Source organism: Rhizobium sp. 18065 (genome assembly GCF_902706095.1).
Taxonomy (GTDB): domain Bacteria; phylum Pseudomonadota; class Alphaproteobacteria; order Rhizobiales; family Rhizobiaceae; genus Allorhizobium.
Genome location: NZ_CACSJP010000004.1, coordinates 280621 through 296364, shown reverse-complemented (window position 1 = coordinate 296364; position 15744 = coordinate 280621). Strand labels below are relative to the sequence as shown.

The 15744-nt window shown below is 61.4% G+C and carries 13 protein-coding genes; 10 read left to right on the top strand and 3 right to left on the bottom strand.

From position 1 onward, the window contains the following. Window positions 1–55: 55 nt before the first annotated feature. Both GVK95_RS12635 and GVK95_RS12630 read right to left on the bottom strand, forming a co-directional pair. Window positions 56–1645, bottom strand: a complete 1590-nt coding sequence (locus GVK95_RS12635) for a DHA2 family efflux MFS transporter permease subunit (protein WP_159950081.1) — start codon at window positions 1643–1645, stop codon at window positions 56–58. Between the two features lie 28 nt (window positions 1646–1673). Continuing rightward, window positions 1674–2861 (bottom strand): HlyD family secretion protein, encoded by a 1188-nt coding sequence (locus GVK95_RS12630; RefSeq protein WP_159950079.1) that lies wholly within the window; start codon window positions 2859–2861, stop codon window positions 1674–1676. Between the two features lie 146 nt (window positions 2862–3007). On the opposite strand from GVK95_RS12630, the gene GVK95_RS12625 reads away from it, so the two are divergent. The 6 genes from GVK95_RS12625 (at window position 3008) to lysS (ending at window position 10100) form a co-directional block, all read left to right on the top strand. After that, the gene (locus tag GVK95_RS12625; protein WP_159950077.1) at window positions 3008–3706 is read left to right on the top strand and encodes a TetR/AcrR family transcriptional regulator; all 699 of its coding nucleotides are present in this window, start codon (window positions 3008–3010) and stop codon (window positions 3704–3706) included. A gap of 127 nt (window positions 3707–3833) precedes the next feature. Continuing rightward, on the top strand, window positions 3834–4592 hold the full coding sequence (locus GVK95_RS12620; protein ID WP_159950075.1) for a TerC family protein: 759 nt from the start codon (window positions 3834–3836) through the stop codon (window positions 4590–4592). A 149-nt stretch (window positions 4593–4741) separates the two neighbouring features. After that, on the top strand, window positions 4742–6505 hold the full coding sequence (locus tag GVK95_RS12615; protein WP_159950073.1) for an SLC13 family permease: 1764 nt from the start codon (window positions 4742–4744) through the stop codon (window positions 6503–6505). A gap of 162 nt (window positions 6506–6667) precedes the next feature. Further along, a complete protein-coding gene (locus tag GVK95_RS12610; RefSeq protein WP_159950071.1) occupies window positions 6668–6820 on the top strand; it encodes a hypothetical protein in 153 nt (50 codons plus the stop codon). Window positions 6821–6978: 158 nt separating this feature from the next. After that, window positions 6979–8436: a glutamate--tRNA ligase gene (gene gltX, locus GVK95_RS12605; RefSeq protein WP_159950069.1), complete on the top strand. Its 1458-nt coding sequence runs from the start codon at window positions 6979–6981 to the stop codon at window positions 8434–8436. Between the two features lie 167 nt (window positions 8437–8603). Then, window positions 8604–10100: a lysine--tRNA ligase gene (gene lysS / locus GVK95_RS12600; RefSeq protein WP_159950067.1), complete on the top strand. Its 1497-nt coding sequence runs from the start codon at window positions 8604–8606 to the stop codon at window positions 10098–10100. A gap of 121 nt (window positions 10101–10221) precedes the next feature. On the opposite strand, the gene GVK95_RS25040 is transcribed toward lysS, so the two are convergent. Then, the gene (locus tag GVK95_RS25040) at window positions 10222–11874 is read right to left on the bottom strand and encodes a hypothetical protein (RefSeq protein WP_200844273.1); all 1653 of its coding nucleotides are present in this window, start codon (window positions 11872–11874) and stop codon (window positions 10222–10224) included. Window positions 11875–12129: 255 nt separating this feature from the next. Between GVK95_RS25040 and GVK95_RS12590 the strand changes: the two genes are divergently transcribed. From GVK95_RS12590 to GVK95_RS12575, 4 genes are read left to right on the top strand one after another with little or no spacing between them, the layout of a single operon-like run. Beyond that, window positions 12130–13032, top strand: coding sequence for a metal ABC transporter substrate-binding protein (locus tag GVK95_RS12590; protein ID WP_159950065.1), 903 nt, complete (start codon window positions 12130–12132; stop codon window positions 13030–13032). Window positions 13033–13034: 2 nt separating this feature from the next. After that, window positions 13035–14018 (top strand): manganese/iron ABC transporter ATP-binding protein, encoded by a 984-nt coding sequence (locus GVK95_RS12585; RefSeq protein ID WP_159950063.1) that lies wholly within the window; start codon window positions 13035–13037, stop codon window positions 14016–14018. Next, entirely contained in the window at window positions 13999–14874 is an 876-nt protein-coding gene (locus GVK95_RS12580) for a metal ABC transporter permease (protein WP_159950061.1), read from the top strand. The genes GVK95_RS12585 and GVK95_RS12580 overlap by 20 nt, the downstream gene beginning before the upstream one ends. Continuing rightward, window positions 14871–15713, top strand: coding sequence for a metal ABC transporter permease (locus tag GVK95_RS12575; protein WP_159950059.1), 843 nt, complete (start codon window positions 14871–14873; stop codon window positions 15711–15713). Before GVK95_RS12580 ends, GVK95_RS12575 begins: the two co-directional genes overlap by 4 nt. Window positions 15714–15744 lie beyond the last annotated feature (31 nt).

Sequence of the window (15744 nt, the reverse complement as noted above, 5' to 3'; positions counted from 1 at the left end):
GATCAACAAAAAGCCGCAACCCTTTCGAGTGGCGGCTTTTCGATAGGCAGAATGCTTAGTGACCGGCGCCAGCCGGGGCTGCGGCTTTGGGTTTCTTCAACAGCAGCGTCATGAACACCAGGGAGCCGAAGAGGAATGTCAGTCCCATGAAGATGTCCATGAAGGACAGCAGCGTGGCCTGCTGCGTGACGATGCCGGCGAGCTTCTGAACCGCGACGGTGCTGCCGTCCAGACCATAGGCGTCGTAGTTCGCCCCGACGCTGTTCAACCAGTCGAGTGCCGCTGGGTTGCCCCAGTCAAGCTGCTCGGACAGGCGGGCAAAATGATCGTCGGTGCGCTGGGTGATCACCGTGTTGATGATCGCAAGGCCAACGGCGCCGCCGAGGTTTCGCGTCAGGTTGAACAGGCCGGATGCGTTTTTCATCCGATCCGGAGGCAAGGTGCCAAGCGCGATATTGTTGATCGGCACCATGCAGATCATCAGCGAGCAGCCGCGCAGGATCTGCGGAATGAGCAGCTCGTAGAAGTCCCAATCGGCCGTGATCCCGGTCATCATGTAGGTACCGGCCGCAAAACCGCCGAAGCCCATCATCATCATCACCCGAGGATCGAGCTTGCTCGACAGGATGCCGGCGATCGGCGCCGTCAGGAACATCGCGGCGCCCGAGACGAACATGGTCTGGCCGATCATCAGCGAATCGTAGTGCCGAATGCGACTGAGATAGAGCGGATAGAGGTATGTCAGGCCATAAAGACCGACCCCCATGACGAACGAGAACAACGAGCCGAAGGCAAAATTCGCATTCGAAAACGCCCGTAGGTCGACGACGGGAAGCTCGACCTTGAAAACCCGGCGGAAGAAGATCGCCCCGCCGATCACCATGGCAATGGTGCCCATGACGATATGGTGGTCGTTGAACCAGTCCTTGTTGTTGCCTTCTTCCAGCACGAATTCCATCGAGCCGAGGAACACCGCCATGGAAGCGAGGCCCCACCAGTCGAATTTCTTCATCAGGCTGTGGTCCGGCTGGTCGAAATCGATCAGGCTCCAGGTCGTCGCCGCCACGATGATGCCGGGTATGACATTGATCAGGAACAGCCAGTGCCACGACATGGCATGGCTGATATAGCCCCCGATCGTCGGTCCGATCGTCGGTGCTAGCGTGGCGACAAGCCCGATCATCGGCGAAACGATATTGCGCTTGGATGGCGGGAAGATCGTGAAGGCTGCGACGAAGACGGACGGGATCATGCCGCCGCCGATGAAGCCCTGGATCGCACGGTAGACGATCATCTGTTCGATATTGGTGGCCGTCGCCGCCAATGCGCTGGCCAGCGTAAAACCGCCGGCGCAGATCGAGAACAGGACGCGTGTCGACAGGATCCGGGCCAGAACGCCGGACAGCGGGATCATGATGACTTCGGCGATCAGATACGACGTCTGGACCCAGGCAACCTCGTCATTGCTGGCGCCAAGGCCCGCCTGGATTTCGGACAGCGAGGCCGAGACGATCTGGATATCGAGGATCGACATGAACATGCCGAAGACCATCGCCAGGAAGGCGATGACGCGCTTCGGATCCATGCGCTCTTCCGCCCCCGAGGCCGAGCCAAGGGTGGGTGATGCTGTGCTTGCAACGGCCATGACGCGGCCCCTTTTCTAGCAGATCCGCTTACTGCGCAGCGACGGCATGGGCCTCAGGCGCTGTACGGGTGTCGACATCGACGATCACGCTGAGACCGGCGCGCAGGTGCCCCTGATCCAGAGCCTCCTGCGGAAGCGCGATCCGCACGGGAACGCGCTGCACTACCTTGGTGAAATTGCCGGTGGCATTTTCGGCAGGCAGCATCGAGAAGATGGCACCCGAGGCTGGTGCGATCGAGGTCACCGTGCCTTCAAGCGGATCGTCACCATAGGCATCGACATGGATCGAAACCTTCGAACCGGGCACCAGATGGGCGATCTGCGTTTCCTTGAAATTCGCCTCGATATAGAGGTCGCGGACGGGAACGAGAGCGGCAAGACGCTTGCCTGCAGAGACCAGATCGCCGGCCTGAACCGAAAGATTACCGATGACCCCGTCATAGGGAGCCTTGAGAACCGTGAAGTCGAGGTCGCGCTGGGCCTTGTCGATTGCCAGTTCCTGCACCTTGACGGTGTTCAGCGCTTCATCGCGCTGTGCCTTGAGAAGAGAAACATTGGCTTCGGCAGAAGACACTGCCGCTTCCCCCGCGACCAGGTTTGCCTTGGCCTGCTCAAGCGCGATCGTCGCATTGTCGAGGTCGGCTGTGGTCCCGGCAGACTTGGCCGCCAGATCCTTGGCCCGCTTCTCGGTGATCTGCGCGCCGCGCACGCTGGCTTCCAGCGCGCCCTGCTGTGCCTTGGTCTGCGCCAGGCTGGCCTCGCCACCGGAGATCTGTGCATCCATGCGCAGGACCGCGAGTTCGGCGCTCTGCCTGTTGGCGACAGCCTGTTCATAGGCGATGCGATAATCGCCACCATCGAGCGTCACCAGTGGATCGCCTGCCTTGACGACCTGGTTGCCGGTGACGTTCACCGTCTCCACGTAGCCGGCAATCTTCGGCGAAATGATCGCAATGTCACCTTCGATATAGGCATCATCCGTCGACACCATAAACCGGCCATTGGTCCACCACTCATAGCCGAACCAGATGCCTGCACCGGCGATCGCAAGACCGATGACCGGCAGCACGAGGCTGCGGCGCTTCTTGGCGACTGCAGGCGCAGCTGTTTCGACAGGGGTGGCCCCGGCATCTTGCGGTGTGGCCGGCACGGCCTCATTCCTGTCTTCGACGGGAGGAGCGGAACGAAGGGCGGTGGATCTTTGCGTGACGGACATGGGCTAAAACCGGGGCGTTGGTGAAGAAACTATTCGAACTGAACCGTTCGGTTCGATTGACATATAGACTTTCGTGACGCATATCAAGATGCATAAAGCGGCTTCACGTCTCGAAAACTGACATGAGTTAATTATTTGGACCGATCATGAGCCAACCGACGACAAAACCGAACGAAACACAGGAGCAGCCGCCTGCGGCAGCGCCCGGATTGAGCCGTTTTGCCGCCGGCGAAGATCCGATCAAGCGCGGCCAGATTCTCGACGGTGCAAAGCGCGTCTTCATGAAGATGGGCTATGACGCTGCCAGTATGAATGACGTGACCCGTGAAGCCGGTGTCTCCAAGGGCACGATCTATGTTTACTTCCAAAGCAAGGAAGAGCTGTTCGCCGCCCTGATCGAGCGCGCCAAGGGGCTGTTTGCCGAACAGATGCGCGAACTGCTGGAGCAGAGCACCAGCGCCGAGGACGGGTTGCGCCGCTTCGGCCTCGCCTTTGCCCACCAGGTCATCAACACGGACATGATTCCGTCCATGCGCGTTGTCCTGGGGGTGATCGATCGCATGCCGTCGCTCTGCCAGCGGTTTTTCGCTGGCGCCCCGACCAATGCCAAGACAGTGCTGCGCGCCTTCCTCGAGCGTCATGTCGAAAGCGGACAGTTGCACATCGACGACAGCGAGCTGGCAGCGCGCCAGTTCATCGATCTGGCCATCGGCTCCTATTTCAGGGAGCGGCTGTTCAATCAGCTGCCGACAGACATCACTCAGGCCGAAATAGAACGGGTGGTCGACAGTGGCCTGAAGCTTTTCCTCGGCGCATACAGCCCGCCGGCACCGGAAAACACCTGAGCCTGGACGGAACTCGCCGCCTTATCGGACGACGCCCGACTTACCTGCCGCCCCGACCCTTGCCATCTGCGATCATTTGCCCCATTTGCTGTTGCTCAACCCCTCTGTTTAGCACGGAAAACACCGAATGCAGGATCTCCTTCTACTCGCTCAAGACCCCGCCGCCTGGATCGCACTGGTTACGCTGATCATCATGGAAGTCGTGCTCGGCATCGACAACCTCGTCTTCATCTCCATCCTGACGAACAAGCTGCCGGCGGAATCGCGAGAAAAGGCTCGCCGCGTCGGTATCGGCCTTGCTCTCGTCATGCGCCTGGCGCTGCTGGGAACCGTCGCCTGGATTGTCCAGCTGACCAATCCCGTGTTTGAACTCTTCGGCCACGGCTTCTCGTGGAAGGACATGATCCTGATTGCCGGTGGTCTGTTCCTGGTCTGGAAGGCGACCAAGGAAATCCACCACAGCGTCGACCCGATCGACCAGCAGGAAGATTTCATTGCATCCTCGGCGACTAACACCTTTGCCGCCGCCATTGGCCAGATCCTGTTGCTCGACCTCGTGTTTTCCGTCGACAGCATCATCACTGCGGTGGGCATGACGGAGCATCTGCCGATCATGGTCATCGCCGTCGTCGTGGCTGTCACAGTCATGCTGATTGCCTCCAATCCGCTCGCCAATTTCATCGAGAAGAACCCGACCGTCGTCATGCTGGCGCTCGGCTTCCTGCTGATGATCGGCATGACCCTGATCGCCGACGGCATGGGCTTCCATGTACCAAAGGGCTATATCTACGCTGCCATGGCATTCTCCGGCCTGGTGGAAATGCTCAATATGTTTGCCCGCAAGAAGAAGCAGGCCGACCGCGAAAAAGGCACGACCCGCCACTGATCCTTGACGTTCCGAAAGAGGGCCTGTTTGATTGAACCGGCCCTCTTTTTTTTGCATGACCACCTGACGACTTCAAAGATCACACTGGACATTGACCAGCGGTGCAAGTCACCGTCTGCAGCTCTGCCAACTGAACCGCCCGGAGCCATATGACCTACGAGCAAATTCTCGCCTTCGGTGTCATTGCTGCCATGATGGCGGCTTTCTTGTGGGAGCGATTTCGGTACGACGTCGTCGCCTGTGCTGCGCTCGTATCGTCCGTGGCTCTTGGTCTCGTCTCCCCGGCCGAGGCATTTGCCGGCTTTTCCGACGACATCGTCATCATTGTCGGTTCCGCGCTCGTGGTCAGCGCCGGTGTTGCCCGATCCGGCGTCGTCGACCTTGCCATCAAGCGCTTCTTTCCCAGCCTGGAATCCGTCCGGGCACAGATGCTGCTTCTGCTGCTCACAGTCACCGTACTCTCTGCCTTCATCAAGAACATCGGCGCTCTGGCCATCATGATGCCGGTGGCATTCCAGTTTGCCCGCCGCTCGAACGTCTCGCCATCGATCTTCCTGATGCCCATGGCCTTCGGTGCCCTGCTCGGCGGCCTGATGACCCAGATCGGCACCTCGCCCAACATCGCCGTCTCGCGGCTGCGCGAAGAGATCACCGGCCAGGCCTTCACCATGTTCGACTTCACCCCGGTCGGCGCGACCCTCGCGGTCGCCGGCATCATCTTCCTGATGTTCTTCTATTGGCTGGTGCCCGTCCGCGAAAACCAGAACCCTTCCCTGCAGGAAGCGCTCGAAAGTTCGCATTTTTCAACCGAAGCGACACTTGGACGCCAGTCTCCCTATGTCGGCAAGACCCTGCATCAGTTGCAGCAGATTGCCTCGGGTGAGGTCTCTGCGACGTCGATCCTGCGTGGTGATACGAGGCTTTCGCCTTTTCCCGACGTGCTGCTGAAAGTCGGCGACACGCTGCTGCTGCAGGGACCATCGGAGGCCCTCGACCGCGTCGTCTCACAGGGCAGCCTGACGCTGGCCGGCGGCACCGTTGCCCCCAACAAGGGCGGCGATCTTGTCTCCGTCGAGGCCGTGATCAGCCGAGGGTCGTCGCTGATCGGCCAGACGGCGCGGGACCTGTCCCTGGTCCACACCTACGGCGTCAACCTGCTTGCGGTCAGCCGGCAGGGCAAACGCATCCGTGAGCGCCTGGGCGAACTGACGCTGCGGTCGGGCGATGTCGTCCTGCTCCAGGGCCTTCGCCAGCAGATGCCCGCCATCCTGACCGAACTCGGCTGCCTGCCGCTCGCCGAGCGCGCAATCCTGCTCGGCACAAGCCGAAACGTCCTCGTTCCCCTCGCCATTCTCTTTGTCGCCATGGGCGCCACCGCCCTGGGACTGGCCCCGGTCGGCATTGCGTTCTTTGCAGCGGCGCTGGCCATGGTCGTCTTCAAGGTCATCCCGATCTCGGAAGTCTACCAGTCTGTTGACGGTCCGATCCTGGTCATGCTGGCCGCCCTCATTCCGGTGTCCGGCACCTTGCGGACATCCGGCGCCAGCGACGTCATTGCAGGCTGGTTGAGCACGCTCGCCAGCAGCATGCCGGCCTGGGGTGCCGTCGCACTGATCCTCGTCACCGCGATGGCCGTGACACCCTTCCTCAACAACGCGGCGACCGTGCTGGTGATGGCTCCGATCGCGGCGAGCTTCGCCGGCGGCCTGGGTTACCAACCGGAAGCCTTCCTGATGGCGGTTGCCATTGGCGCGGGTTGCGACTTCCTCACCCCGATCGGCCACCAGTGCAACACGCTGGTCATGGGCCCGGGCGGCTATCGCTTCAGCGACTACCCCCGGCTCGGGCTCCCCCTGTCTGTGCTGGTCATCCTGGTCGCCGTCCCGACACTCTTGATGGTCTGGCCAGTCTGATACCGGCAGGTGTGATCCTCGCCAGCGCCAGACACAGAAAAACCTGCGTCGGCGGGACGCAGGCTTTCCTGGGGGGCGGGGGACTTGGGGAGAACACAAGCCTGACGGATGGGGGCTCGCCTGCCGCTTCGTTGGCTACGGAGAGAAACCGGAAAAAACTCCGTGTTCCCCGATATTCCGTTGCGTCCGATTGGCACGACCTGCGTTCTGTCGTTGAAACGCGTCCAACCGAAATCGGTTCCGCTGTTTTTTGATTTTTTTCCACGCTTGCCGGAGGAAGCGCCGGAAACCGCCAAAATACGTGGTTTTCCTTGACGCACTGCGTTGAATATGGCCTAAGGCCAGCCAATGGAACAGGCGGAACTTGGCACGGAAACGCGCCTTCTCGTCCTTCCGCCACATTGTTTTTCACACCATCCATGATCCTGCGGCCATCGCTCGATTTCCCCGCACGTCACAATGAGCTGAACTCCATGACCAATTCCGGCGTCCGCGTCCGTATCGCACCCTCCCCGACCGGCGAACCCCATGTCGGCACCGCGTATATCGCGCTGTTCAACTACCTGTTCGCCAAGAAACACGGCGGCGAATTCATCCTGCGCATCGAAGATACCGATGCGACCCGCTCGACGGCCGAGTTCGAACAGAAAGTGCTCGACGCGCTGAAATGGACTGGCCTGACCTGGTCGGAAGGCCCGGATGTCGGCGGCCCTTACGGCCCCTACCGCCAGTCCGACCGCAAGGACATGTACTGGCCCCATGCTCAGGACCTGCTCGACAAGGGCCACGCCTTCCGTTGTTTCTGCACGCCCGAGCGGCTCGAGCAGATGCGCGAGGGCCAGCGCGCAGCCGGCAAGCCGCCAAAGTATGATGGTCTTTGCCTCAACCTGACCGCCGAGGAAGTCACCTCGAAGATGGCGGGCGGCGAGACTTCCGTCGTGCGCATGAAGATCCCGACCGAGGGCTCGTGCGATTTCCATGACGGCGTCTATGGCGACGTGTCGATCCCGTGGGACAGTGTCGACATGCAGGTCCTGATCAAGGGCGACGGCATGCCGACCTATCACATGGCCAATGTCATCGACGACCATCTGATGAAGATCACCCATGTCGCGCGCGGGGAAGAGTGGCTGGCATCTGTGCCCAAGCACATTCTGCTGTATCGTTATTTCGGCTGGGAAGCACCTGTCTGGATGCACCTGTCGCTGATGCGCAATGCCGACAAGTCGAAACTGTCGAAGCGCAAGAACCCGACTTCGATCTCCTACTATTCGGCGCTCGGCTATATGCCGGAAGCGCTGATGAATTTCCTCGGCCTGTTCTTCATCCAGATCGCCGAAGGCGAAGAACTGCTGACCATGGATGAACTGATCGGAAAGTTCGATCCGGACAACCTGTCCAAGGCCGGCGCGATCTTCGACATCCAGAAACTCGATTGGCTGAACGGCCGCTGGCTGCGCGAAAAGCTTTCGCCGGACGAATTCATCGCCCGCGTGCTGGACTGGGCGATGGAAAATGACCGCCTCACCGAGGGCCTGAAGCTCGCCCAGAGCCGCGTCACCAAGCTTGGCGAATTGCCGCCGCTCGCCGGCTTCCTGCTCGCCAACGATGTCGGCCTGACGCCGGCCTCCTTCGGCGGCCTGAAGACCAGCCCGGCGGAAACGCTGGCCATCGTCACCACCGTCCAGGCGGATCTCGAAAAGATCCTCGAATGGAACGTGGCGACCATCGAGGAAGAACTTCGCGCGATTGCCGATCGTATGGAGAAGAAGCTGCGCGTGGTCACCCCGCCGCTGTTCGTCGCCGTGTCCGGCAGCCAGCGCTCGCTGCCGCTGTTCGACAGCATGGCACTGCTCGGCCGCTCGGTCGTGCGCCAGCGCCTGAAAGTGGCGATCCAGGTGCTGACCACGATGGCGGGTGCACAGAACTGAGGGCGAGCCCCTCCCCCTTGTGGGGAGGGGTTGGGGAGGGGTCTTCACCCCGAGCAAGGCGTCTCCCCTCCCCGTCGCTTCGCTCCGACCCTCCCCACAAGGGGGAGGGTTGACCGAGCCAGCCGCACAGGCAAACCAAATCAACCAGCCCCAAAAGGCGATACACGATGACCGAACAGACACCTGAATCCACACTGTCCTCCGACCCGACCGAAGTGCGTCGCCAGAAACTGGCTTTGCTGCGCGAACAGGTCGGCGACGTATACCCGGCGCATTTCCACCGCACGATCACCAATGCGGAACTGGCTGCGAAATACGAGAGCCTCGAACTGGACACGGAATCGGGCGACATCGTCACCGTTGCCGGACGCGTCTATTCCTCGCGCAACTCGGGCATGTTCATCGACCTGCACGATGCCTCGGGCAAGATCCAGATCTTCTCCCACAAGGACACGACCCCGGAAGAGGCCCGCAACCTCCTGCCGATGATCGACCTTGGCGACATTATCGGCGTTACCGGCATGGTCCGCCGCACCAAGCGCGGCGAGCTGACGATCAACGCCCATGAAATCACCATGCTGACCAAGACGCTGCTTCCGATGCCGGAAAAGTATCACGGTCTCGCCGACATCGAGCTGCGCTACCGCAAGCGCCATCTCGACATCCTCACCAACGAGGATTCGAAGCTCCGCTTCAGGCAGCGTTCGCAGATCGTCTCCGGCATCCGTCGCTTCATGGAAAACGACGGCTTTATGGAAGTCGAGACGCCGATGCTGCATTCGGTCTATGGCGGCGCGACGGCCGAGCCGTTCAAGACCCATCACAACACGCTGAAGCTCGACATGTACCTGCGCATCGCGCCGGAATTGTTTCTCAAGCGCACCCTCGTCTCCGGCCTGACCGACAAGGTCTTCGAGGTCAACCGCAACTTCCGCAACGAAGGTGTCTCCACCCGGCACAATCCGGAATTCACCATGATGGAATGCTACTGGGCCTATGCCGACTACGAGGACATCATGGACCTCGTCGAGCGCCTGTTCGCCGAACTCGCCGTCAAGATCCACGGCACCACCGAATTCATGTTCGGCGACAAGGAAATCTCGTTCAAGGGCCCGTTCAAGCGCGTGCCGATGCCTGACGCCGTCAAGGAAGCGACCGGCATCGACTTCCTCGCCATGAAGACCGACGACGAAGCCCGCACCGCAGCCAAGGCTGCCGGCTTTGCAGTCGAGAAGGACTGGACCTGGGGCGAATGCCTCGCGTTCATCTTCGAGGAAAAGGTCGAAGGCACGCTGATCCAGCCGAGCCATGTCACGCATTTCCCCAAGGACATCTCGCCGTTTGCCAAGGAAGTGCCGGGCGAACCGCGTCTCGTCGAGCGCTTCGAGACCTATTGCAACGCCTGGGAAATCGGCAACGCCTTTTCCGAACTCAACGATCCGGAAGAGCAGCGCAAGCGCATGGTCGAGCAGCTCGAGCAGGCCCATGCCCGCGGCGAAAAGGAAAAGCAGCTGGACGAGGAATTCCTCGACGCGATCGACCAGGGCATGCCACCCGCCGGCGGTCTCGGCATCGGCGTCGACCGCCTGATCATGCTTTTGACCAACGCCCCGTCGATCCGCGACATCATCCTCTTCCCGGCCCGCCGCGCCCGGACTGACTGACTGACTGACTGACTGACTGACTGATCCACTACAAAACTGTCTTGCAAACAAACAAGCCCCGGTCTCGCGACCGGGGCTTTTGTCATTCTGGCAGAGGCGTCGATCCTGACATGAACTTCGTTCAATGCCCGGCTTTGGCCTCTTCCTCGCCATGGACCTCGGCTTTCGGCGGCAGGATGGCCTCGTCTTCAGCCGGCATCAACGGCGCCTGACCGGCCTCGGCTTTCACGTCATGGCTCGGTTCCACAGACGCGTCAGCCTCGTGTTCAACAGCAGGAGCGGCAGCGGCCCCTTCATGCGACGGCTCACCGGTCGGGCTTATCGGCTTGGATCGCATCTTGGCGAGCCAGTCGCCGCCGTCATGCTTGGTCCCCGTCCCCGCCTGCTCACTATCCGGCGCAACCTGGTTTTCAGCCGGCTTCGGCCACTTCTTCTTCGCAACGTCATCGGCGTCCGAGACGCTGGCGCCTGTTTCAGAAGAAGCCTTCTCCTCCGGTGCTGTCTCTTCGCCACCAAGGCCGACCATACCCTTCAGCGAGGAAAGCCAGCCCTGCTCTTCAGCAGCCGTCGCATCCGCGGCAGCAGTTGCATCCTCGGCATGGGCAGCATCGGCGTCTGCGGACGAATGTCCTTCGGCCGTTTCTGACGGCGCGGAAGCGTCATCCGCTGGGGCATGGCCCTCGACAGCGTCGCCATGTGCCGCAACCGCCGCACCATGGCCTTCGCCTTCCGCAGGCGCATGCCCTGCAGCCTCTCCATGCCCTGCAGCCTCTCCATGCCCTGCAGCCTCGCCATGTCCTGCAGCCTCGCCATGTCCGGCGGCCTCTCCATTCCCCGCCGCCGCTCCGTGTTCGTTCGCAACAGCCTCATCTTCGGCTGGCGCATCGTGGCCAGCGCCTTCGGAACCATGCGGCGCATCCGCCGGTTCGTCACTGCCGCCGAGGCCAACCATGCCCAGGATCGAGCCCATCCAGCCCTTGCTTTCCGCCGCGCCGTGTTCGGCCACCGGTGTTTCGCCACCATGGCCCTCAGCCGGTGCTTCCCCATGGCCTTCGGCCGGGGCCGCCCCGTGTGCATCCGCCGGCGCTTCGCCGTGGCCTTCGGCGGGTGCCTCGCCATGCCCGCTGGCAGGCGCTTCGCCATGTCCGGCAGGCGCCTCGCCGTGCCCGGCCGGTGCGGCTCCATGGGCCCCCTCCGGCAGGATCACTTCCGGCTTCAGGCAATCGGTTGTGTCGTCCAGCTTGGCAACAAGCGCCTCGATATCCTTGTCGATCATGTCGATGCGCTCGCCGAAGAACTGGCCGTTCTCGTTGGCCGCCTTGTCGACATAGCGCGCGGTGAATACTTGTGCCGAGGCCTCTTCCGGCACACGGCTTGGATCAGGAATGAAAATGACGTCCGCGCCGACCGCCCGGCCGCGCATGTCGGCACGATCCTTGGGGCCTTTGGCATCGAGAACGACGACCTGGACCAGGTCGGCTTTTTCGTGCTCATGCAGGCTTTTCGCCACCCGAAGTGCTGTCTTCACCCGTGTCAGGCCGTCACCGGGCTCATCGGTGGTAATGTATTTCCGGATCCAGAAATGATCCTTCTTGTGGATCTCGACGGTTTTGACCTCGGTGCATTCCAGGCCGTTCAACTCGGCATAGGAAGGACCAAGCAGGGTATCGGCGCCGATGAACACGGCCGCAGCACCCGTTCCGCCACACAGGACAAGAACGCCGCCGAAGATCAGCACGAGCTTGCGCGAAATATGGATCTTCGGACCCTTCACGCTGTGAACTCCGCCATGACACCGCTCCGCTGTTTTACGCAATACTTGCGCCACCATATGAGATCGTTCTTGCGGAAACTTTAACTTGCCCCCGACAATGCCGCACAACGGCTTGGCGGCGGCGAAATTCCCGAAGTGGAAGGAACCTCTCGCCGAAAACAGTTTCTTTTTGCGAATGAGTTGCAAATGCATTGACAAAGCAGATTTGCGCGATAGGTTTTAATGAGAATTATTCGCAACAAGTGGAGATCGTGCATGCCGCCAAGACTTGCCTGCCTCGTGGGAGGCGCGCTGTTTGCAGCGCTGGCGCTTCTGGCGCCGTTGCCCGCATCCGCCGCCGACAAGCCCAAGGTCGTGACCACGTTCACCGTGATCGCCGACATTGCCCGAAACGTTGCAGGTGACGCAGCCACCGTCGAAAGCATCACCAAGCCCGGCGCCGAAATCCACGGCTATCAGCCAACGCCCCGCGATATCCTGAAAGCCAGCGACGCCAATCTTGTCCTGTGGAACGGTCTCAATCTCGAAACCTGGTTTGAAAAATTCCTCGCCAATCTCGGCGATGTGCCCAATGTCGTGGTCAGCGACGGCGTCACGCCGATGGGCATTTCCGGTGGCGCCTATGACGGCAAGCCCAATCCGCATGCCTGGATGTCGCCCGACAATGCGCTGATCTATGTCGAAAATATCCGCAAGGCGCTGACCGGGATCGATCCCGACAACGCCGCCGTCTATGCCGCCAACGCCGCCGCCTATTCCGACAAGATCAAGGCCGAGATCGCCCCGATGAAGGCGCAGATCGCCGCCCTCCCCGAAAATGAACGCTGGCTGGTGACGAGCGAAGGCGCCTTCTCCTATCTCGCCCGCGATCTCGGCCTGAAGGAGCTTTATCTCTGGCCGATCAATGCCGACAGCCAGGGTACACCACAGCAGGTCAAGGCCGTGATCGACGCGGTGACCGCCAACAAGATCCGCGTCGTCTTTTCCGAAAGCACCGTATCCGACAAGCCGGCCAAGCAGGTCGCGGCCGAAACCGGCGCGAATTACGGCGGTGTCCTCTATGTCGACTCGCTGAGCACCGAGGACGGCCCGGTTCCCACCTATATCGACCTTCTGAAGGTTACTGTCTCGACCATTGCCAAGGGACTTGAAGGATGATCATGGGTTCCAGCCAACGCCGGGCAAAGCTGCGGCAATCCGCGCCGAAACCCAATCAGGATCCGGAATATCCAGCCGGTCAGGGCATCGTCGCCGAAGACGTCACGGTCACCTATCGCAATGGCCACACGGCGCTGCGCCATGCGAGCTTTGCCATCCCCACCGGCACGATCACCGCCCTTGTCGGCGTCAACGGTGCGGGAAAATCCACCCTGTTCAAGGCGATCATGGGCTTCGTGCCGGTCGCCGGCGGCCGGATCAGCGTGCTCGGCATGAGCGTGCACGATGCGCTGGCAAAAAACCTGATCGCCTATGTGCCGCAGGCCGAAGAGGTCGACTGGAATTTCCCGGTTCTGGTCGAGGACGTGGTGATGATGGGCCGCTATGGCCACATGAATTTCCTCCGCATTCCCTCGAAAAACGACCGCCGCCTGGTCGACGAGGCGCTGTCGCGCGTCGGCATGGGCGACTATCGCAAGCGCCAGATCGGCGAACTCTCCGGCGGCCAGCGCAAGCGTGTGTTCCTCGCCCGCGCCCTTGCCCAGGAGGGTCAGGTCATCCTGCTCGATGAGCCGTTTACCGGCGTCGATGTCACCACCGAAGAGCAGATCATCACCCTGATGCGCGATCTGCGCGCCGAAGGGAGAGTGATGCTCGTCTCGACCCACAATCTCGGCAGCGTGCCCGACTTCTGCGACCGCACAATCTTCGTCAAGGGCACGGTACTGGCTGCGGGCACAACCATAGACACCTTCACCGAAGACAATCTCAAGGCCGCCTTCGGTGGTGCCCTGCGCCATTTCGTTCTTTCCGGCAGCGACCTGCACGACGATGCCGATCGCCGCGAGGTCAAGGTGATCACCGACGACGAACGCCCCTTCGTGATCTACGGCACACCTGCCGCTGCCCCGGGGACAAAACCGCCAGCACCTGCGCAGAAGCCGGCAGACGTGCTGGAAAGGGCTGATGATGACCGTCCTGCTTGAGCCCTTCACCTATGACTACATGCGCAATGCGATCTTCGTCAGCGCCCTGGTCGGTGGTGTCTGCGGCTTTCTCTCGGCCTATCTGATGCTGAAGGGCTGGTCGCTGATCGGCGACGCCCTCTCGCATGCCATCGTGCCCGGCGTCGCTGGCGCCTATATGCTCGGCCTGCCCTTTGCCTTCGGCGCCTTTCTCTCCGGCGGCCTGGCAGCGCTCGCCATTCTCTTCCTCAACCAGCGCACCAAGCTCAAGGAAGACGCGATCATCGGACTGATCTTCACCTCCTTCTTCGGCCTTGGCCTGTTCATGGTGTCGATCTCGCCCGTCTCGATCGACATCAAGTCAATCGTGCTCGGCAATATCCTCGCCATCACCCCGGCCGACACCCTGCAGCTTGTCCTGATCGGCGGCATCAGCCTCTTGGTCCTGGCGCTGAAATGGAAGGACCTGATGGTAGCCTTCTTCGACGAAAACCATGCCCGGTCCATCGGCCTGAAACCCGAGCGCCTGAAAGTGATCTTCTTCACCCTGCTCGCCGCCTCGACCGTTGCCGCCATGCAGACCGTCGGCGCCTTCCTTGTGATCGCCATGGTCGTCACCCCGGGCGCAACAGCCTATTTGTTGACCGATCGCTTCCAGCGGCTGATCCTGATGGCGCTCGCCATCGGTGCCGGCACCAGTTTCATCGGCGCTTACCTGAGCTATTTCCTCGACGGCGCAACCGGCGGCGTCATCGTCGTGCTGCAATCGCTGATCTTCGTCGCGGCCTTCCTGCTTGCCCCCAAGCACGGCCTGTTCGCCGCCCGCCGTCGCGCCCGCCTTGCACTGGAACCGCTGGAACTGGAGCGTGCAACATGAGCGAAACACTCGAACTGCTGATCCTGCCCTTCCAGCTGCCTTTCATGCAGACGGCCTTCGTCATCACACTGATGATTGCCGTGCCGATGGCCCTGCTCTCCTGTTTCCTCGTCCTCAAGGGCTGGTCGCTGATGGGCGACGCGGTTTCCCATGCCGTGCTACCCGGCATCGTCATCGCCTATATAGCCGGGATTCCGCTGGCGATCGGCGCCTTCATCGCCGGCCTCGCCTGTGCGCTGATGACCGGCTACGTCAAGGAGAACAGCCGCATCAAGGAAGACACGGTGCTCGGCATCGTGTTCTCCGGCATGTTCGGTCTGGGAATTGTGCTCTATGTCAATGTCGAGAGCAGCGTGCATCTCGACCATATCCTGTTCGGTGACATGCTCGGCATCCTGCCCTCCGACCTCATCGAGACAGGCCTGATCGCGCTGGCGGCCACAGCCTTCCTCGTCGTCCTGCGCAAGGACCTGCTCGCCCATGCCTTCGATCCGCAGCATGCCCGCGCCATCGGCCTGTCGGTGCGCGTCCTGCACTACGGCCAGTTGGCGGTTCTGTCGCTGGTCGTCGTCGGCGCCTTGAAGGCGGTCGGCATCATCCTCTCGGTTGCCATGCTGGTGACACCCGGCGCCATCGCCTTCCTGATCACTCGGCGCTTCCAGTCGATGCTGATCGCCGCCGTATCGGTCGCCGTTCTGGCATCGCTGATCGGGATCTATCTGAGCTTCTTTCTCGACAGCGCGCCGGCACCGACGATCGTCCTGGTCATGAGCTCGATGTTCGTAGCCGTCTTCATCATCGGCGCGCTGCGCAATCGCCGGACGCAGGCAACGCTGTAGAGCAGTTCCACCAACCGTCTTGCGTGATTGT

What these genes read in the sequence shown, in the direction of transcription:
- GVK95_RS12620 (WP_159950075.1), top strand. Translation starts at nt 3,834, where the DNA reads ATGCAGGATCTCCTTCTACTCGCTCAAGACCCCGCCGCCTGGATCGCA.
- GVK95_RS12580 (WP_159950061.1), top strand. Translation starts at nt 13,999, where the DNA reads ATGATGACCGTCCTGCTTGAGCCCTTCACCTATGACTACATGCGCAAT.
- GVK95_RS12615 (WP_159950073.1), top strand. Translation starts at nt 4,742, where the DNA reads ATGACCTACGAGCAAATTCTCGCCTTCGGTGTCATTGCTGCCATGATG.
- GVK95_RS12575 (WP_159950059.1), top strand. Translation starts at nt 14,871, where the DNA reads ATGAGCGAAACACTCGAACTGCTGATCCTGCCCTTCCAGCTGCCTTTC.
- GVK95_RS12585 (WP_159950063.1), top strand. Translation starts at nt 13,035, where the DNA reads ATGGGTTCCAGCCAACGCCGGGCAAAGCTGCGGCAATCCGCGCCGAAA.
- GVK95_RS12630 (WP_159950079.1), bottom strand. Translation starts at nt 2,861, where the DNA reads ATGTCCGTCACGCAAAGATCCACCGCCCTTCGTTCCGCTCCTCCCGTC.
- GVK95_RS12590 (WP_159950065.1), top strand. Translation starts at nt 12,130, where the DNA reads ATGCCGCCAAGACTTGCCTGCCTCGTGGGAGGCGCGCTGTTTGCAGCG.
- GVK95_RS12625 (WP_159950077.1), top strand. Translation starts at nt 3,008, where the DNA reads ATGAGCCAACCGACGACAAAACCGAACGAAACACAGGAGCAGCCGCCT.
- lysS (WP_159950067.1), top strand. Translation starts at nt 8,604, where the DNA reads ATGACCGAACAGACACCTGAATCCACACTGTCCTCCGACCCGACCGAA.
- GVK95_RS12635 (WP_159950081.1), bottom strand. Translation starts at nt 1,645, where the DNA reads ATGGCCGTTGCAAGCACAGCATCACCCACCCTTGGCTCGGCCTCGGGG.
- gltX (WP_159950069.1), top strand. Translation starts at nt 6,979, where the DNA reads ATGACCAATTCCGGCGTCCGCGTCCGTATCGCACCCTCCCCGACCGGC.